Annotated in this window: 22 protein-coding genes; 12 read left to right on the forward strand and 10 right to left on the reverse strand. The window is 64.9% G+C overall.

From position 1 onward, the window contains the following. The 4 genes from C2I19_RS05790 to C2I19_RS05805 all read right to left on the reverse strand — a co-directional run. Positions 1 to 323: hypothetical protein (locus C2I19_RS05790; RefSeq protein WP_146056748.1), on the reverse strand; the 323-nt coding region annotated here is incomplete at its 3' end. A 70-nt stretch (positions 324 to 393) separates the two neighbouring features. Further along, positions 394 to 921 (reverse strand): hypothetical protein, encoded by a 528-nt coding sequence (locus C2I19_RS05795; protein WP_103901774.1) that lies wholly within the window; start codon positions 919 to 921, stop codon positions 394 to 396. Then, a complete protein-coding gene (locus tag C2I19_RS05800) occupies positions 918 to 1,259 on the reverse strand; it encodes a hypothetical protein (RefSeq protein ID WP_103901775.1) in 342 nt (113 codons plus the stop codon). The genes C2I19_RS05795 and C2I19_RS05800 overlap by 4 nt, the downstream gene beginning before the upstream one ends. Further along, positions 1,256 to 1,531 (reverse strand): hypothetical protein, encoded by a 276-nt coding sequence (locus C2I19_RS05805; protein WP_103901776.1) that lies wholly within the window; start codon positions 1,529 to 1,531, stop codon positions 1,256 to 1,258. The genes C2I19_RS05800 and C2I19_RS05805 overlap by 4 nt, the downstream gene beginning before the upstream one ends. Positions 1,532 to 1,583: 52 nt before the next feature. Between C2I19_RS05805 and C2I19_RS05810 the strand changes: the two genes are divergently transcribed. The 3 genes from C2I19_RS05810 to C2I19_RS05820 are packed head-to-tail and all read left to right on the forward strand — an operon-like array spanning position 1,584 to position 2,713. Continuing rightward, complete coding sequence (locus tag C2I19_RS05810) at positions 1,584 to 1,793, forward strand: hypothetical protein (protein ID WP_146056749.1); 210 nt, start codon at positions 1,584 to 1,586, stop codon at positions 1,791 to 1,793. A gap of 55 nt (positions 1,794 to 1,848) precedes the next feature. Beyond that, positions 1,849 to 2,205 (forward strand): VOC family protein, encoded by a 357-nt coding sequence (locus tag C2I19_RS05815; protein WP_103901778.1) that lies wholly within the window; start codon positions 1,849 to 1,851, stop codon positions 2,203 to 2,205. Further along, positions 2,198 to 2,713, forward strand: a complete 516-nt coding sequence (locus C2I19_RS05820) for a 2'-5' RNA ligase family protein (RefSeq protein ID WP_103901779.1) — start codon at positions 2,198 to 2,200, stop codon at positions 2,711 to 2,713. Before C2I19_RS05815 ends, C2I19_RS05820 begins: the two co-directional genes overlap by 8 nt. A gap of 278 nt (positions 2,714 to 2,991) precedes the next feature. Here C2I19_RS05820 and C2I19_RS05825 read toward each other — a convergent pair whose 3' ends face one another. Together C2I19_RS05825 and tsaD are read right to left on the reverse strand one after the other, a co-directional pair. Continuing rightward, a complete protein-coding gene (locus C2I19_RS05825) occupies positions 2,992 to 4,890 on the reverse strand; it encodes an ATP-binding cassette domain-containing protein (protein ID WP_103901827.1) in 1,899 nt (632 codons plus the stop codon). A 44-nt stretch (positions 4,891 to 4,934) separates the two neighbouring features. Next, positions 4,935 to 5,960 (reverse strand): tRNA (adenosine(37)-N6)-threonylcarbamoyltransferase complex transferase subunit TsaD, encoded by a 1,026-nt coding sequence (gene tsaD / locus C2I19_RS05830; RefSeq protein WP_103901780.1) that lies wholly within the window; start codon positions 5,958 to 5,960, stop codon positions 4,935 to 4,937. 113 nt (positions 5,961 to 6,073) lie between these two features. Here tsaD and C2I19_RS05835 point away from each other — a divergent pair, with 113 nt between their 5' ends. After that, the gene (locus C2I19_RS05835) at positions 6,074 to 6,490 is read left to right on the forward strand and encodes an OsmC family protein (RefSeq protein ID WP_103901781.1); all 417 of its coding nucleotides are present in this window, start codon (positions 6,074 to 6,076) and stop codon (positions 6,488 to 6,490) included. 1 nt (position 6,491) lies between these two features. Here the strand turns inward: C2I19_RS05835 and C2I19_RS05840 are convergent, their stop codons facing one another. Continuing rightward, a complete protein-coding gene (locus C2I19_RS05840) occupies positions 6,492 to 7,007 on the reverse strand; it encodes a NuoB/complex I 20 kDa subunit family protein (RefSeq protein ID WP_103901782.1) in 516 nt (171 codons plus the stop codon). Between the two features lie 488 nt (positions 7,008 to 7,495). Here C2I19_RS05840 and C2I19_RS05845 point away from each other — a divergent pair, with 488 nt between their 5' ends. Further along, entirely contained in the window at positions 7,496 to 9,025 is a 1,530-nt protein-coding gene (locus C2I19_RS05845; RefSeq protein ID WP_103901783.1) for a thioredoxin family protein, read from the forward strand. A gap of 53 nt (positions 9,026 to 9,078) precedes the next feature. Here the strand turns inward: C2I19_RS05845 and C2I19_RS05850 are convergent, their stop codons facing one another. Then, positions 9,079 to 9,921: a helix-turn-helix transcriptional regulator gene (locus C2I19_RS05850; protein ID WP_103901784.1), complete on the reverse strand. Its 843-nt coding sequence runs from the start codon at positions 9,919 to 9,921 to the stop codon at positions 9,079 to 9,081. Positions 9,922 to 10,038: 117 nt separating this feature from the next. Between C2I19_RS05850 and C2I19_RS05855 the strand changes: the two genes are divergently transcribed. From C2I19_RS05855 to C2I19_RS05875, 5 genes are all read left to right on the forward strand, one after another. After that, the gene (locus tag C2I19_RS05855) at positions 10,039 to 10,752 is read left to right on the forward strand and encodes an SDR family oxidoreductase (protein WP_103901785.1); all 714 of its coding nucleotides are present in this window, start codon (positions 10,039 to 10,041) and stop codon (positions 10,750 to 10,752) included. Positions 10,753 to 10,822: 70 nt separating this feature from the next. Then, the gene (arfB, locus tag C2I19_RS05860) at positions 10,823 to 11,230 is read left to right on the forward strand and encodes an alternative ribosome rescue aminoacyl-tRNA hydrolase ArfB (protein WP_103901786.1); all 408 of its coding nucleotides are present in this window, start codon (positions 10,823 to 10,825) and stop codon (positions 11,228 to 11,230) included. 74 nt (positions 11,231 to 11,304) lie between these two features. After that, the gene (locus tag C2I19_RS05865; RefSeq protein WP_021476013.1) at positions 11,305 to 11,508 is read left to right on the forward strand and encodes a hypothetical protein; all 204 of its coding nucleotides are present in this window, start codon (positions 11,305 to 11,307) and stop codon (positions 11,506 to 11,508) included. Next, entirely contained in the window at positions 11,505 to 12,134 is a 630-nt protein-coding gene (locus tag C2I19_RS05870) for a 3'-5' exonuclease (protein ID WP_103901787.1), read from the forward strand. The genes C2I19_RS05865 and C2I19_RS05870 overlap by 4 nt, the downstream gene beginning before the upstream one ends. A gap of 276 nt (positions 12,135 to 12,410) precedes the next feature. Continuing rightward, positions 12,411 to 13,181: a methyltransferase domain-containing protein gene (locus tag C2I19_RS05875; RefSeq protein ID WP_103901788.1), complete on the forward strand. Its 771-nt coding sequence runs from the start codon at positions 12,411 to 12,413 to the stop codon at positions 13,179 to 13,181. Positions 13,182 to 13,187: 6 nt separating this feature from the next. Here the strand turns inward: C2I19_RS05875 and kdsA are convergent, their stop codons facing one another. Further along, positions 13,188 to 14,036, reverse strand: a complete 849-nt coding sequence (gene kdsA / locus C2I19_RS05880) for a 3-deoxy-8-phosphooctulonate synthase (RefSeq protein ID WP_103901828.1) — start codon at positions 14,034 to 14,036, stop codon at positions 13,188 to 13,190. Positions 14,037 to 14,204: 168 nt separating this feature from the next. Here kdsA and C2I19_RS05885 point away from each other — a divergent pair, with 168 nt between their 5' ends. Both C2I19_RS05885 and C2I19_RS05890 read left to right on the forward strand, forming a co-directional pair. After that, entirely contained in the window at positions 14,205 to 14,909 is a 705-nt protein-coding gene (locus C2I19_RS05885) for a glutathione S-transferase N-terminal domain-containing protein (protein ID WP_103901789.1), read from the forward strand. A gap of 135 nt (positions 14,910 to 15,044) precedes the next feature. Further along, positions 15,045 to 16,058: a glycosyl hydrolase family 18 protein gene (locus tag C2I19_RS05890; RefSeq protein ID WP_233201115.1), complete on the forward strand. Its 1,014-nt coding sequence runs from the start codon at positions 15,045 to 15,047 to the stop codon at positions 16,056 to 16,058. A 42-nt stretch (positions 16,059 to 16,100) separates the two neighbouring features. Here C2I19_RS05890 and C2I19_RS05895 read toward each other — a convergent pair whose 3' ends face one another. Further along, the gene (locus tag C2I19_RS05895) at positions 16,101 to 17,528 is read right to left on the reverse strand and encodes an efflux transporter outer membrane subunit (protein ID WP_103901790.1); all 1,428 of its coding nucleotides are present in this window, start codon (positions 17,526 to 17,528) and stop codon (positions 16,101 to 16,103) included. Positions 17,529 to 17,533 lie beyond the last annotated feature (5 nt).

Below are 17,533 nucleotides of genomic sequence, written 5' to 3' on the forward strand. Positions count from 1 at the left end.
CCCGGCTGGGTCAGAATGGCTTGTTCCAGCCGCAGGCGCGACCCGCCCGGCGCGCGCCAGGCCGCCGGCGCCTGCAGGCTAAGCGCAATCTCTCCGCGGTTGCCGGCGATTTCCTGGAAGTCGGCGCCGTTGAGAGCCAACCACAGGCTGTAGTCCTGAAATGCCTGATAGCGAGGCAGCAGGGCCAGCGTTTCCCCTTCCTGTCCTATCCGCAAAATCTGATAATCGGGGTGGCCAGCCGCAACCGGCGGGGTGCGGCGCAGTATGACGTCGGTCTGTGGCTTGGCTTCTTCGTAGATCGAGCGGGTGGCCCATTTGATCAACTGGCCGTAAATCCCTTTGGCCAGCAGTTCCGTGCTCAGCAGATAGCGCCGCTCCCAGCGGCGCGGTAGGTTATCGCCGCGCCAGGGCAGGGAGGGCTTGCCATAGCTGGTTTAATCTGGCGAAAAAGTCGAACTGATACCAGGGATAGACGCGGATGAAGTCGACGTAGTCTTGGGCGTAGCGCGCGGCGAAGCGCTCCTCGGGCAGCATGGGGCCGGGGCCTCGAACGGCCTCCGCCAGCCGGCCTATGATTTGCTCGTACAGCCCCTTGATGCCGTATTCGACTGTGGTGCTGCTGCCGATGACCATGATCATCAGGTGATAGCCGCCGTTGAACGGGTAGGGCGCCGTCTCGCGGCTCATGGCGGCATAGCCTTGCCAGAACTGGCCGATGCGCGCGAAGAGCGGAAAGCCGCTGGGCGCGGCGCCGCTGCCCAGATAGGCGGCGTATTCGGCGGGGCTGTGCACCAGATACCATTCGGGAAACGTCAGGAAGGTCTGCTCCGGCGGCCTGCTGTATTCCGCCGGCGCGGCGGCCGCGCCGGCAATGGTCAACGCGCAGGCGGCGCGCTTCAGCCATTGAACGGCCGGCATCATGGCGCGCTCCTCGAGCAAGCATCCGCCGCTCGACGGACGAAGCACAGCAGGGTGTTGGCCGTCGGGTCGTTGAATTGCAGCAGCCAGTGTCCGCTGTCGTCGAAGCCCGCCCTGTCTAAGCTGCTCGACCAGTGTTCTATGGCCGCGAAGTGTCGCAATTCGCGCTGGTTGCTTTCCCAGCTTTCCCCCAGGCCGGCATTGAAGACGGTGTGCGCCAGCGAGACCAGGGCGCGCATGTTTTCATCGCGCACATCCTGGTCGCGCACGATGAACAGCCCCTCGGGCCGTAGCGCGCGAGCCGCCGATGCCAAGAAGCCCGTCAAGGTGTGCGGCGTCATGTGATGCCGGCCGACATCGCAAACCAGCAAGTCCAGCGAGGCGTCGGCGATGACATCCGCGGGGATGGGGCGTAGTCGTTCAGCGGCAGGTGCCGCGTCAGCGGACGCACTTGTCCGCGCTCCAGAATATCGGCCGGGGAGAAGCTTGGCGCGCGTTCATCGATGAAAAAGCAGGGGCCGCGGATATCAAGCGCGGCGGCCAGGCCGCGATAGTAACGACCCTTGGAGCCGATCTCGGCGCAGCCGTCAAAGCGGCGCCGGCTTGCGCGCATCCAGTCCTTACTCGTGCGGTAGCCGGCTCACGGCTTGGCCGAGTTCGAGCAGATGAGCCAGGATCGCCACGATGGTCCGGACAACAGTCTGTGGCGCGACGGCCGCGAACACACCCCGGCCGGCTGGCAGATGGCCCTGCCGGCCGGGGCAGCGCCCAGGCTGCATTTGGTGCTGGCCAATCCGGGCGCCGCGCCGGTTGCGCAAGACTATGCGCAGGATGCGGCTTTCTGGTCTCAGCCGGCGCGGACCTTGCTGCCTTGATGAATATGTTTGTGGCATGATGCGGACTGGTGCTTGACAGACGAGGAGAGTGGCGATGCGCATCCGCAGCATGTATTTCAAGGTGGCCGATATGGAGGCCGAGTTGGCGTTCTGGCAGGCGTTTCTGCAGCAGGAACCGGCTAAGCGCGGCAGCCATTGGTCCGAGTTTTTAATTGGCGAAACGCGGCTGGGCATGTTGCTCAATGATTTTGGCGAGGAACTGCAAGGCTGCGCCGGCGTGCCGGTGTTCGAGCTGGAGCCGGAGCGATTGGCGGCTGCCGTGAGCCGCGCCAAGGAGGCCGGCGCGACGGTGGTGCTGGATGGCCTGGCTAATCCGCAAATGAACTCCATTGTGCTGGCTTCGCCGGGCGGCAACGAGTTCGAACTGTGCAATTGCGCGGCCCATGGTTGAGACCGCCAGGCAGCGCGATCAGCTGACCCTGTTTGTGCCGAGCGCCCAGGCGGAGCAACTGGAGGCCGTGCGACGAAAGCTGGATCCAGTGCAGGCCGGACTCATCGCGGCGCATGTCACGCTGTGCCGCGAGGATGAAATCGCTGGCTTGGACATGGCCAGTCTGTTCGAGCGCGTGCGTGAGATCGGCCCCTTGCGGCTGGCGTTCGGTCCAGCTGAGCGCTTTCAGGGGCACGGCATTTTATTGCCCTGCGTCGGCGGCGAGGCGGACTTCCAAGCCATGCGCCGTGAGGCGCTGGGCCGCGCCGCGCGCGGGCATGTTCCTCATCTGACCCTGGCGCATCCGCGCAATCCGCGAGCGGCCGGCAATCTATTGCTGGAGACGCCGGGCCTGCCGCGGCGCGTTGCTATCACATTTCTCTCGGTCAGCATGATCCGCCAGTATGGCAACGAGCCTTGGCAGCCACTCGGGCGGACGATGCTGGGCGCCGATAGCGATAAAAGCTGATTAAAAAATGATCAGGCGAGTTTTTTCTTTTCCGCTCATGAGCTTGGCGCGTTTATCCACAATCTGTCACCAGGCTTGTTCCGGGGTGGTGTGGGAAAGTTCCTTTTCTGATTAAAAAATAAGCTGGAGGGCTAAGTCGCTCAGGGTAAAGGGAAATTTGCACTTGTCCCGGACTTTTCCACAGCCTTGTTCTATCTTGATGTGGATTGTGTTCGAAAACGAAAACGCCGCTCGTTCTGAGCGGCGTTTCGCATGGCTGGTTTGCGGCAGGGTGGCGCTTAGATTTCCAGCGCTTCCAGCTGCTCCTGCACTTCCATCCATTCTTCTTCTACGGTTTCCAGCCGGCTGGCCACCTCGCCCTGGCGCTTCACGCTGTCGGCCATTTTTTGGCGGTTGGCGTCGTCGTAGGCTTCGCTGGACGACAGGAAGGCTTCCAGCTGGGTTTTCTCCTCGCTCAGCTTGTTCATCTCCTGTTCCAGTTTGTTCAGGCGGTTCTGCAGCGGCTTGCGCTGCTTGGCCAACTGCTGGCGCGCCTCGGCTTCCTGGCGCTTCTGCTCCTTGCGGTTGACGCCTTGGGCGTCGCCGTCGGATAGCTTATTGCCCTCCGCCAGTTGGGCGATGCGCCATTGGCGGTAGTCTTCCAGATCGCCGTCGAACGCTTGCACCTTGCCGCCGCTGACCAGCCAGAACACGTCGGTGGTGGACTCCAGCAGGCTGCGGTCGTGCGACACCACGATCAGCGCGCCGGTGAAGTCCTGCAGCGCCAGCGTCAGCGCGTGGCGCATCTCCAGGTCCAAGTGGTTGGTCGGTTCGTCCAGCAGCAGCAGATTGGGCTTCTGCCACACGATCATGGCCAGCGCCAGCCGCGCCTTCTCGCCGCCGGACATCGGGCCGACCGGGTCGGTGGCGGCATCGCCGCGGAAGTTGAAGCCGCCGAGGAAACTGCGCAGTTCCAGTTCGCGCGCGGCCGGGGCCAGGCGCTGCATATGCAGCAGCGGCGATTCGTCCGGCCGCAGCGTTTCCAGCGTGTGCTGGGCGAAGTAGCCTATCTTGAGCGTTTGCGCGTTGACGCGTTCGCCGGACAGCGGGTCCAGGTCGCCGGACAGCAGCTTCACTAGCGTGGATTTGCCGGCGCCGTTGACGCCCAACAGGCCGATGCGCGCGCCCGATTCCACCGACAGGCTGATTTGGGACAGAATGATTTTGTCGCCGTAGCCGGCGTCGGCCTTGTCCAGCTTCAAGAGCGGGTTGGGCAAGTTGTCCGGGCTGTCGAAATGGAAGTCGAACGGCGAGGACACGTGCGCCGGAGCGATGCGCTCCAGCTTTTCCAGCGCCTTGATCCGGCTTTGCGCCTGGGTGGCCTTGCTGGCCTTGGCCTTGAAGCGGTTGATGAACGATTCCAGGTGGGCGATCTGGCGCTGCTGCTTTTCGTACTCGCCCTGCTGGCGCGCCAGCTTTTCGGCGCGCATGGTTTCGTACTGGCTGTAATTGCCGGTGTACAGCGTCAGGCTCTGGTTGGCCACTTCGACGATGTGGCTGCAGATGCTGTCGAGGAAGTCGCGGTCGTGCGAGATCATCAGCAGGGTGCCAGGGTAGTTCTTCAGCCAGTCTTCCAGCCACAGCACCGTTTCCAGGTCCAGGTGGTTGGTCGGCTCGTCCAGCAGCAGCAGGTCGGAGCGGCACATCAGCGCCTGCGCCAGGTTCAGCCGCATGCGCCAGCCGCCGGAGAAGCTGGCCACCGGGCGCTGCTGGCCGGCCTCGTCGAAGCCCAGGCCGGTCAGCAGCTTGCCGGCGCGGGACGGGGCGGAGTAGGCGTCGATATGGGCCAGCTCGCCGTGCAGATGGCCGATGGCGTTGCCGTCGTGCTTGTCTTCCGCTTCGGCCAGCTTGGCTTCCAGCGAACGCAGTTCCTTGTCGCCGTCCAGCACGTAGTCTAGCGCGCTGCGCTCCAGCGCTGGGGTTTCCTGCGCCACGTGGGCCAGGGTCCAGTTGGGCGGGATCAGCGCGTCGCCGCCGTCGGCATGCAATTCGCCCAGTAGCATGGCGAACAAGCTGGATTTGCCTACGCCGTTAGCGCCGGTCAGGCCTGCCTTGTAGCCTGGGTTCAGCGTCAGGTTGGCGCCGATCAGCAGTTCTTTCAGGCCGCGGCGCAGGCTGAGGTTTTTCAGTTGGATCATGTTCTTCTGGCCGTCCGCGCAGGCGGACGGCATGTGGGTTCGGTTTATACCGCCGGCAGGCTGGACAAGTCCCAGCGCGGCTTGATGGTGAAGCCGCCGGCCGGCTCGGCGAATTTGAGGCGCATGGCGCCGGCGAAGGCGATCATCGCGCCGTTGTCGGTGCACAGCGCCAAGGGCGGGTAGAACACCTCGAAACGCTTGCGGGCGGCGGCTTCGTCCAGCGCGGCGCGCAGCTGCTTGTTGGCGCCGACGCCGCCGGCCACCACCAGTCGTTTCATGCCGGTCTGTTTCATCGCGGCCAGGGATTTCTTCATCAGCACCTCGACGATGGCCTCCTGGAAGGCGCGGCAGATGTCCATGCGCGTTTGCTCGTCTATCTCGCCGTGCGCTTCCTCCACCTGGCGCACCAGGGTCAGCACCGCGGTTTTCAGGCCGGAGAAGCTCATGTCCAGATTGCCGGAATGCAGCATGGGCCGCGGCAAGGTGAAGCGGTCCGGGTTGCCGGATTCAGCCAGCTTGGATAGCAGCGGGCCGCCGGGGTAGGGCAGGCCCAGCAGTTTGGCGGTTTTGTCGAAGGCTTCGCCGGCGGCGTCGTCCACCGTTTCGCCCAGGATTTCGTAATCGCCTACGCCGCGCACCGCCATCAACTGGCTGTGGCCGCCGGAAACCAGCAACGCCAGGAAGGGGAACTCGGGCTTGGGGTCAGCCAGCAGCGGCGACAGCAGGTGGCCTTCCAGGTGATGCACCGGGATGACCGGGAGGTTCAGGCCGAAGGCCAGCGCGTTGGCCATGCTGGCGCCCACCATCAGGGCGCCGCCCAGGCCGGGGCCTTGGGTGTAGGCGATGGCGTGGAGGTCGGCCAGCGTTTTGCCGGCCTCGGCCAGGCAAGCTTCGGTCAGCGGAATGGCGCGGCGGATGTGGTCGCGGCTGGCCAGCTCGGGCACTACGCCGCCGTACTCGGCGTGCATCGCCATTTGGGTGTGCAACTGATGGGCCAACAGGCCTTGTTCGGTGTCGTACAGCGCGACGCCGGTTTCGTCGCAGGAAGATTCAATGCCTAATACCAGCATGGGTGCAGCTCGGATATAACGGGACAATCTTTCTATTCTACCGGTGAATCTTTGTCCGCCCAATCGACAATGTTAGTCTGATGATCATTTTCGATCAAAAAAGGGCTGGAACGATGCAAGCGAGGCTGAAATGGGTGGATGGCGTGTGTTTTATGGGAGAAACCGGCAGCGGCCACGCGGTGGTGATGGACGGCGCGCCGGAAGGCGGCGGCCGCAACCTGGGGCCGCGGCCGATGGAACTGGTGCTGCTGGGCACTGCCGGCTGCACCAGCTATGACGTGCTCTCCATCCTGAAGAAGTCCCGCCAGGACGTGCGCGACTGTTGGGTGGAGATGGAGGCGGACCGCGCCGACATCGATCCCAAGGTATTCACCCGCATCCATTTCCATTTCGTGGTGACGGGGCGCGGACTGAAGCCGGACGCGGTGGAGCGGGCGATCAAGCTGTCTGCGGAGAAATATTGTTCCGCCTCCATCATGCTGGGCAAGACTGCCGACATCACGCATGACTTCGAGTTGCGCGAGGACTGATTCAGCTGGGCTGCCTGCTTGTCGAGCGATCCAGCAGATCGCGCCGGCTGGCGGTGTCGTTGCGGCGTACCTTGGCCTGCAACTGCATCAGCCCATACAGCAGCGCTTCCGCGCTGGGCGGGCAGCCGGGCACGTAAACGTCCACCGGCACGATGCGGTCGCAGCCGCGCACCACCGAGTAGCTGTAATGGTAATAGCCGCCGCCGTTGGCGCAGGAGCCCATGGACAGCACGTAGCGCGGCTCGGTCATCTGGTCGTATATCTTGCGCATGGCCGGCGCCATTTTGTTGGTCAGCGTGCCGGCCACGATCATCAGGTCCGCCTGTCGCGGCGAGGCGCGCGGCATCCAGCCGAAGCGCTCCATATCGTAGCGCGAGGCCGCCGCGTGCATCATTTCCACCGCGCAGCAGGCCAGGCCGAATGACAGATACCACAGACTGCCCTCCTGGGCGCGGCCGAACAGGCCGTCTATGGTGGAGAGCAGAAAGCCGTCTTTTTCGAGCGAGGGATGATCCATGGGTCTTCTCCGTTTGGCAGATGGTCCATGCTGCGGCTTTCTTCAGTCGGCGTCTTGTACCGATGCGACATCGGCGGGTTCCGCAACGGAAACCAACGGCGTCTCGGCATTGATCGCCCCAGCACCGCGCCGCGTTCGCGCTGGTCGTAGCGCATCCGGTTGAGTTCGTCGCGGTTTTCGACATGCGCGCCCTGAGCGAAGCCGCGCGGGCTGAAGCCCGACAATCGCTTGAAGTCCCGAGCCAAGTGGGCCTGGTCGAAATAGCCGCAGGCCAGCGCAGATCGGCCAGCGAGCGGGTGCGGCCCTGCATCATCAGCCCCATCGCGTTCAGATAGCGCAACATGCGGCGCGCAGCGGCTGGCCGAATTTGGCGGCGAAGCGCCGCTCGCCAGGGCGGATGCTAAGCAAATCTCAGGAACGTATTTATGCCTTGGGAATATTGGGTGTAGCATGGCCGGATCGCCATTCGCACAACAAGAGGCCAAGACATGAAGCGAACCCTGCTGGTATGGAGCCTGGCGCTGGCCGGCCTGATGCCGCTCGCCCACGCTGAAGTGAGCGCGGGCCATGCGCTGCCGCCCGGCATCGCCTGGCAACAGGGCGATGTGCCCGCCGCGTTCGCCAAGGCGCGCAGCGAAAACAAGCCGGTGTTCCTGTACTGGGGCGCGGTGTGGTGCCCGCCGTGCAATCAGGTGAAGTCCACCATTTTCAATCGGCCGGACTTCATCGCCGCCGCGCGCCAGTTCGTGCCGGTGTACCTGGACGGAGACAGCGATAACGCCCAGCAACTGGGCGAGAAGTTCAAAGTCCGAGGCTATCCGACCATGATACTGTTCCGTCCGGACGGCACGGAAATCACCCGCCTGCCGGGCGAGGTGGACCCGCAGCGCTACTTGCGCACGCTGCAGCTGGGCCTGGTGACGGTCAAACCGGTGAAAACCCTGCTGGCCGACGCGCTGGCCGGCAAGCCGCTGGCGGCTGACGACTGGCAGTTGCTGGCCGACTACGCCTGGGATGTGGACCAGGGCCAGATCATCGCTGAGTCCGACGTCACTGTGACGTTGGCGCAGTTGGCTCAGCGGGTGCCGGCGGATCAGGCGGCCACAGCCACCCGGCTGCAGTTGAAGGCGCTGGCCGCCCTGGCCGGCGACAAGCAGCCGCCGGCATTCGACAAGGCCGAGGCGCGGGCGCGCTTGCTGAAGGTGCTGACGGATGACAAGCTCGGCCGCGCCAACGCCGACATCTTGATCTACGCCGCCGGCGATATCCTGAAGCTGTTGGGCGACGCCGATGGCCTGTCGGCCGGCTTTGACGCGCAGTTGGCTCGCTTATCCAATGACGACACGCTGGCTTGGGGCGATCGCCTGGGCGCGGTGTCGGCCGAACTGGGCATCTATAAGGTGCGCCACCCCAAACAAGCGCTGCCGGCCTCCTTGCTGGCCGAGGTGAAATCCAAGGCGACAGCGGCAGACCAGGCCAGCGTCAACCCCTACCAGCGGCAGGCGGTGATCACCGCCGCAGGCGAGCTGTTGGCCGATGCAGGCTTGCTGGACGAATCGGACAAGCTGCTGCTGGGCGAATTGAAAACCTCGCACGCGCCGTACTACCACATGCTGATCCTGGCCTCCAACGCCAAGGAGCGCGGCGACAAGGCCGCGGCGCTGGATTGGTATCAAAAGGCTTACCAGGCGGCCGAGGGCCAGGCGACGCGGCTGCAATGGGGCGCCAGCTACGTGGGCGGCGCGGTGGAGCTGGCGCCGCAGGACGCGGCGCGCGTGGAAGCCGCGGCCAGCGCGGTGTTCGCCGACGCGGCCAAGTCCGACAGCGCGTTCTACGAGCGCAGCCGCCGCTCGCTGGAACGGGTGGCCAAGCGCCTGCGCGACTGGAACAAGGAGGGCGCGCACCAGGAGGCGATCGGCCGCTTGGCTGGCCAGTTGAGCAGCGTGTGCGAGAAGCTGCCGGCCGCCGATGCGCAGAAACCGGTGTGCGATGGTTTAGTCAAAAACCTGAAGTCTTGATTTCAGTGGTGGGATAAGCCCGCCCGCCAACCGGCGCGGCGGTTTTTTTTATTTCAATCAGCCAGCAGCGCCGCCAGCTTGGCCGCGCTGTCGTCGTCCGGCAGCGGGGTGAAGAGGGTGAGCCGCCTTTCGGAGCCGTCCTGCAAGGCGAAGCTGCTGTATTCGAAGCTCATCCGCCCCTGTTGAGGATGATTCAGCAGCTTGATGCCGGACAAGGGCTCCTGCACCTCGCGCCGGGGCCACCAGGCGCGGAACTCGCCGCTGTCGCGATTCAGCGCGTCCACCAGTCGTTCGAAAGCCGGATCGCCGGCGTGGCGGCCGTAATCTGCTCGGAACATCGCCAGCGCCGCGCGCGCCAGACTGTCCCATTCCGCCAACAGCGCGCGGTGAGCCGGGTTGGCGAATACCATGCGCAGCAGATTGCGTTCTTCCGGCGGCAGCCGGCGGTAATCGCCGAACAGCGCCGCGGCAGCGCGGTTCCAGGCCAGGATGTCCCAACGCAGGCCGGTGATGTAGGCCGGCTGATCGCGCAGATTGTCCAGCATGCGCAGCAGCGAGGGCTCGATGTGATTGCCTGGCGCGGCGGCGTCAGGCGCCGGGCGGCCGGCCAGGGCGAACAGGTGGCGGCGTTCGGCTTCGCTCAGCCGCAGCGCGCCGGCCAGCGACGCCAGCACGCCAGGCGAGGCCTGGACGTCGCGGCCCTGCTCCAGCCAGGTGTACCAGGCGGTGCCGATGTCGGCCAGCATGGCCACCTCTTCGCGGCGCAGCCCTGGCGTGCGGCGGCGCATGCCGGACGGCAGCCCCACCATGGATGGGTTCAGGCTTTCGCGGCGCGAGCGCAGGAAGGCGCCGAGTTCGGCCAGGCGTATGGTTTCGGAATGGTCGGTGCGGTTCATGGTAGCCACGATACCAGGATAATCCTGCAACTGTTTGTCATGTTTTGTCTGGCCGATGATGAGCGCGAGACCTCGGGAGGACAGTCGTCGTCCCGGTCCGCCCTCAAGGAGAGCGTCATGACGAAACATGTTCTGATCATAGGCGGTTCGGCCGGCATGGGGCTGGCCAGCGCCAGGCTGCTGCTGAGCAAGGACTACCGCGTCACCATCGCCGGGCGAGACGCCAGGCGGCTAGAGGCGGCGAAGGCTGGGCTGGAGGGCCCGGTCGCCGCGCTGGCCATGGATGCGGCCGACATCCAGGCCTTGCCGGAGGCTTTCCGCCGCTGCGGCCCCATCGATCACCTGGTGCTGGCCTTGGGCAGCAATAAAGGCGGGGGAATGTTCGCCGAGACTAGCCTGGAGCAAGTGAGGCAGGGCGTGGAGGAGAAGGTTTACCCGCACTTCGCTTGCGCCCAGGCGGCGCTGCCGCATTTGGCTAAAAACGGCAGCATCACCTTTTTGTCCGCGGTGTCTGCGCAGGCCGCGCTGCGCGGCACCGCCGGGCTGGCAGCGGCCAACGCCGCCGTCGCCGCGCTGGCGCCGGTGCTGGCGTCGGAATTGCGCCCGCTGCGGGTCAATGCGGTGTCGCCGGGCGTGGTGGATACCCGCTGGTGGGATTTCCTGCCGGCTGAGGCCCGGGCGGCGTTGTTCGCCGGTTTTGTCGCCGCCACGCCGGTCGGCCGCGTCGGCAAGGCTGAGGACATCGCCGACGCGGTGGCGTTTTTGATCGGCAACAGCTTCATGACCGGTCAGGTGCTGATCTGCGACGGCGGCATTCGTTTGGGCGCCTAAGCTACAAGCCGCGCGGACCGCAGGGCGCCGCGCGGCTTATAATAGGTTTTTAAGAAACCGTTTTTCCCTCATGTCCGTTTCCCGCTATCCCCTCAAAGAGGATGAGGTGACGATCACCGCGATGCGCGCCCAGGGCGCGGGCGGCCAGAACGTCAACAAGGTCTCGTCCGCCATCCACTTGCGCTTCGACATCGCCGCCTCGTCGTTGCCGGATTGGCTGCGCGAGAGGCTGCTGGGCTTGAATGACCAGCGCCTCAGCAAGGACGGCGTGATCATCATCAAGGCGCAGCAATACCGCACCCAGGAGCAGAATCGAGCCGATGCGCTGCTGCGGTTGCAGGCCTTGATCGATGGTGCCAGCCATACGCCCAAAGCCCGCCGCGCCACCAAGCCGACTTACGGCTCGCAACAAAGGCGGCTGGCCGGTAAGTCGCAGCGCTCGGCCATCAAAACCCTACGCGGCCGAGTGGACGATTAGCCCGCGCTTGCGCGCCGCGCAAAGCCGGGTACAATGCCCGGCTCGATAATGTATTGAATCGCAAGGAAATCCCGATGTCGAAGAAGCCGCAAGAAAAACTGGATGAGGAAACGCTGGCCTTGCTGGCCTGGTGCGCGGAGGTGGAGACCCATCTGGTAGCGGCCGGCGCTACCGAGGCCGAGGCGCAGGAGCACATTGAAGAGCAGGCCGAATGGTATACCGACCAATTTTTTGATGGCCTGACGCCGGAAGAGGCGGCCAAGGCGGCGCTGGCATGAGGCAGCGAGTCGCGGTCATCGACTTCGAAACCAATGGCATCACGCCGGGCCGCGACTGCCGCGCCACCGAGATAGGCGTGGCGATGGTGGAGGACGGCCGTGTGGTGGACCGCTTCCAGAGCCTGATGAACGCAGGCGTGTGGGTGCCGCCGATGATAGAGCGGCTGACCGGCATCAGCAACGCGATGTTGCAAGCCGCGCCGTCGGCGGGCGAAGTGATGGCCGAAGCGGCCCGCTTCGTCGGCGACACGCCGCTTGCCGCGCACAACGCCAGTTTCGACCGGAAATTCTGGGATCACGAACTGGCGCTGCTGGGGCTGGCGCGGCGGCAGAGTTTCGCCTGCACGCTGCTGTTGTCTCGCCGGCTGCTGCCGCAGGCGCCGGACCACAAGCTGGGCACCTTGACGCGTTGGGCCAAGCTGCCCGACACCGGCCGCGCCCACCGCGCGCTGGCCGATGCCGAGATGGCTGCCAATCTGCTGACGCTGCTGGGCGACACGCTAGCCGGCCAATACCGCTTGCCGGACATCGATCATGCCTTGCTGTGCAAGCTGCAGACGGTGACAGCGGCAAAGGTGAAGCCTTACTTGCTGGGCTTGCGGGAAAAAACGACGGAACGAGTGTGAAAAACGGCGGCCAAATGGCCGCCGTTTTCATTTCCCGAGATTTGCCGCGTCTTGCGGACCCGCCGCGCATGGCGGGTTCGGCTGGCAAGATTGAGGGCGGCTTCCAGGGTATTGCCTAACCATCGAATGGATGGTCTCTAGATGAGGGAGCGCCGCCAGTGCGCTGGCCGCTCCTGATGTTTGCCGCCCATTTCCAGCTTAGTCTCGGCGTGGCTTGGGCGGTATGCGGAAGAATACTAGCTAGTACGATTGCGGATGATCAGCCAAGGGGGAGGCATGGACGGGATACGGGAAGAGGCGCGACAGGGTTTTTCCAAGGAGGCCGGCGCTTATGACAGGGGGCGGCCGGAGTATGCGCCGCAATTGGCGGATTGGTTGAGCGGGGCGCTGGGCCTGGGGGCGGACTCCGCCGCGCTGGATCTGGGCGCAGGCACCGGCAAGTTCACTGCGCTGCTGGCGGCCGTGGCCGGCAAGATATGGGCGGTGGAGCCCGTCGACGAGATGAGGGCGCGATTGCAGGCCAAGTTGCCTGTAGTCCGGGCCTTGGCCGGAACGGCGGAACTTATCCCGCTGCCGGATGCGTCTGTGGATGCGGTGGTGTGTGCCCAGGCCTTCCACTGGTTCTCTAGCGAGGCGGCGCTGGCCGAAATCCGCCGCGTGCTGAAACCCGGCGGCCGGCTGGGGCTGGTGTGGAATGTGCGCGACGAGTCCTGCGACTGGGTGGCGGCCATCACAGAACTGATGCGGCCGTATGAAGGCGACACGCCGCGCTTCCATAGCGGCGATTGGCGGCGGCCGTTCGAAACCAGCCGCCATTTCAGCGCGCCGGAGCTGACTGCCTTGAGCCATTGCCATGTCGGCCCGCCGGAGCGGGTGATCGTGGACCGCTTCTTGTCGGTCAGCTTCATCGCCGCGCTGCCGGACGAAGAAAAACGGCGCTTCGCCGAAGCGCTGCGCCGTCTGATCGCCACTCATCCGGAGCTGCGAGGCAGGGGCGAGGTGGCTTTTTCCTACCGCACCGAGGCGTATCGCTGCGTCCGGCTGTAGCCTTGCTTAGTCGATTTGCAGCGGCGGGAAGGATTTGACCAGGTCGTCTATGGCTTTGATCTGAGCCAGGAACGGCTCCAGTTGCGCCAGCGGCAGCGCGCTGGGGCCGTCGCACTTGGCCTCGGCCGGGTTCGGGTGGGCTTCCAGGAACAGGCCGGCAATGCCGATGGCCATGCCGGCGCGGGCCAGATCGACCACTTGGGAGCGGCGGCCGCCGGAGGCGGCGGCGCCGGATTCGCGCTGTTGCAGCGCGTGGGTGACGTCGAAGATGACTGGGCGGTTGCCGCTGACCTTCTTCATCACGCCGAAGCCCAGCATGTCCACCACCAGATTGTCATAGCCCAGGCAGGTGCCGCGATCGCACAGGATCAGCTGCTCGTTGCCGGCCTCGACGAACTTCTCCACCACGTTCTGGATTTGCGCCGGGCTCATGAATTGCGGCTTCTTGATGTTGACGGCGCGGCCGGTCTTGGCCAGCGCCTCCACCAGGTCGGTCTGACGGGCCAGGAAGGCGGGCAACTGAACCACATCCGCCACTTCCGCCACCGGAGCGGCCTGCCACGGCTCGTGCACGTCGGTGATCACCGGCACGCCGAAGGCATCTTTCACCGCCTGCAGGATTTTCATGCCTTCCTCCAGGCCCGGGCCGCGGTAGGAATGGATGGACGAACGGTTGGCCTTGTCGAAGCTGCCCTTGAACACGTAGGGAATGCCCAGCTTCTGGGTGACGCGGACGTATTCCTCGGCGGCGCGCAGCGCCAGGTCGCGCGATTCCAGCACATTGATGCCGCCGAACAGCGTGAACGGAACTGCATTGCCTACGGTGACGGATGGGGAAAGGGTAACGTTGATCAAGGGAGTCTTCCTGTATTCGTGCGCGGCCGCGGCAAAGCGCGGCCGGTTGGGCAAAGCGACATGATATACCCGCGGCGCGGCGCGGGCCATCCTGCGGCGGGGATGGAACAGGGATATGCCGGGGGAGTATAGTAAGGGCTGGATCATTCACAATGAAAGCATCGCGCCATGGCTGATTTGTCCGCCTTCGCCATCGCCGGCAAGTGGCCGGCCCAGCACCCGGACCGGCTGCAGCTGTATTCGCTGCCCACGCCCAACGGCGTCAAGGTTTCCATCATGCTGGAAGAGACCGGCCTGCCGTACGAGGCGCATACGGTCAGCTTCGAGCGCAACGAGCAAATGTCGCCCGAGTTTTTGTCCCTGAACCCGAACAACAAGATCCCGGCCATCCTGGATCCCAACGGCCCGAACGGCGAGCCGCTGGGCTTGTTCGAGTCCGGCGCCATCCTGATCTATCTGGCCGAGAAAACCGGCAAGCTGCTGCCGGCGGACCCGGCCGCGCGCTACGAAACCCTGCAGTGGCTGATGTTCCAGATGGGCGGCGTAGGGCCGATGTTCGGCCAGGTGGGCTTCTTCCACAAGTTCGCCGGCAAGGATTATGAGGACAAGCGGCCGCGAGACCGTTACATCGCCGAGGCGCGCCGCCTGCTGGGCGTGCTGGAGGGGAGGATGGCCGGCCGGCAATGGATCATGGGCAATGAATACACCATAGCCGATATCGCCATCTGGCCCTGGGTGCGCAATCTGGTGGAGTATTACAACGCCGGAGAGCTGGTGGGCTACGCTGACTTTCCGCAAGTGCAGCGCGCCATGCAGGCCTTCGTCGCGCGGCCGGCGGTGGTGCGCGGGCTGGTGGTTCCGCCGCGGGCCTAGCATTATTACCGCTCGGAGGTCATGGGTTTGTAATTTGTTTTGTCGGGTATGGGTTTAATATTGGCGAGCCGATTTTAAATCGGTTTGGGATTGGAGCCTAGGCTGGTTTGCCAGCCAAATACCGGGACAAGAGAAATGAAAAAACGCATCGCCGCCGCGCTGATCTGCAGCCTGATGGCCGCCGCCGTCCAGGCCGCGCCCATGGTTCTCGCTTACTACTCGGGCTATCCCGGCAATTACGCCGCGCTAAGCAAGTATTCCGCTAATTTCAACGCCGCCGCCATAGACTTCTACAACATCACAGCACAGGGCGTGGTGACGGGCAATGGCGACGATGCGCCGGATGATGCCATCGCCTTCCTGCGCGGCAAGGGGATCGCGGCCTATGGCTGTGTGTCCAATGTGGATGGCAAGGGCAACTGGAGCGCCGGCATCGCTCACGCGGTATCCACCTCGACTTTGCTGCCGGCCGTGGCCAATCTGGTGAAGTTCGCGCAGCGGAACCGCTTTGCCGGCATCAATGTCGATTTCGAGAACGTGGCGCAGGGCGATCGCAACAATTTCGGCAATTTTGTGCAGACGCTGGGTCGTGCGCTGCACGCTCAGGGCTTGAAGTTGATCGTCAGCGTGCCTGCCTTTTCCAGCGCCGATTTCGATCATGAGGGCAATTACGGTTATGACCTGCAGGCGCTGGGCGCCAGCGCGGATTATCTACAGATCATGACTTACGACGAGGCGATACCTGCCTGGAGTCCGGGACCGGTGGCCGGCGCGGACTGGATGGAGAACGATCTGGATTACGCAGTGTCGCTGGTGCCGGCGTCCAAGATCCTCAACGGCATCCCGGCCTATGGCTATGACTGGCAAGGCGAGGGCGTCGGCGGCATGCTGTACTGGAAGGACACCCAGGCCTTGATCGCGCGCTCCGGCGCGCAGCCGCGATACGATGCCGGGAGCGATTCATGGACCTTCGGCTATGATGCGGCTGACGGCAGCCGCCACACGGTATGGACCGAGAACGCGCGCAGCGTGGCCTTGAAGGCCAGTCTGGTCAATGCCTATGGTCTGGGCGGCACATCCTTGTACGCGCTGGGCATGGAGGATGCCAAGTTCTGGGGGGCGGTCAGGAAAGGACTGAGCCAGCCGTAAACGGCTGCGGGTCACGGAAAACAGGGCGCCAGGCCCTGTTTCTTATTTGTGCCCGATGTCCGTGGCAGCGTCTGCCGTCTGCCAGCTGCCGCCCAGCGCGGCGATAAGAGACACGCTGGCGGTGTATTGCCGGCTTTTCACGTTCCACAGCGTGTTTTCCGAGTTGATGCGGACGTTCTGGGTGGTCAGCACGTTCAGATAGGACACCGTTCCCGCCTTGTACTGGTTTAGCGAGACGGTCTCCGCGCGGCGGGCCGCGGCCAGCGCGTCGCTTTGCAGCCCGGCCTCTTCATGCAGCAGGCTTTGCGCGGACAGATTGTCTTCCACGCCCTGCAGCGCGGCCAGCACGGTCTGGCGATAGCTCGCCGCGCTGGCGTCGTAGGCGGCGATGGCCTGGTCGGTCTGGGCGCGGTGCAGGCCGGCGTCGAACAGGGTCAACGCCAGCGAGGGGCCGATGGACCAGATGCGGTTGGGCAGGCTCACCCAGTCGGCGAAGCTGGAGCCACGGTAGCCGCCGCTGGCGCCCAGCGTCAAGGTGGGGAAGTAGGCGGTTTTGGCAATGCCGATTTCGGCGTTGGCCAGGGCCATATTGCGTTCTGCGGCGGCGACGTCAGGCCGGCGTTCCAGCAGCGTGGACGGCAGGCCGGCCGGGATCTGCGGCAGACGCGGCGGCTGGGCGGCTTCGGGCAGGGTGAGGCCGGCCGGCGCCAGACCCAATTGGGCGGCGATGGCGTGCTCCAGCTGGGCGCGGGTCAGCCGCTTGTCCACTACGGCGGCCTGGGCGGTTTTCCATTGGCTTTCCGCCGAGGCCACCGCGTCGTCGCCGACGATGCCTGCCGCGTATTGATTGCGCGTCAGTTGCAGGCTGTTCGCCAATAGTTGCTCGCTCTGCCGCAAATTGGCCAGCTGCGCGTCGGCCACCGTCAGTTGCAGATAGGCGGTGGCGAGCTGGGCTTGGCTGCTCAGCCGGATGGCCGCCAATTGGGCTTGTGAGGCTTGTTGCTTGGCTTCCCCGGCTTCCACCGCGCGGCGCACCGCGCCCCACAGGTCCACTTCCCAGTTGGCGGACAAGCCCAGGTTATAGGCGGTGGAAGCGCCGGCGCCGGCCGTGGCGACGCCGTGGCTGCGCGAGGCGGTGGCGGACAGCGAGGGGAATAGGCTGGCCTCGGCCTGGCGCAGCTGGGCCTGGGCCTCGCGGTATTGCGCCTCGGCCTGGGCGATGGTCGGGCTTTGCCGGTTCAGCGTGTCCATCAGCCGGTTCAGGCCGGCATCCTGGTAAACATTCCACCAGTCGCCGCGAGGCATGGCATCCTGCGGCTCGGCGGTTTTCCAGCGGCCGTCCTCCTTGAATTGGGCGGGGATGTCCAGCTTGGGCCTGACATAGTCAGGGCCGGCGGCGCAGCCGGCCAGCGCCAAAGCGGCTAGGGCGGAGGCCAGGGAGAATTTCAGCGGTCTTGTTGTTCTATTCATGGCGA

The sequence above is a fragment of the Chromobacterium alticapitis genome (assembly GCF_002924365.1).
Taxonomy (GTDB): domain Bacteria; phylum Pseudomonadota; class Gammaproteobacteria; order Burkholderiales; family Chromobacteriaceae; genus Chromobacterium; species Chromobacterium alticapitis.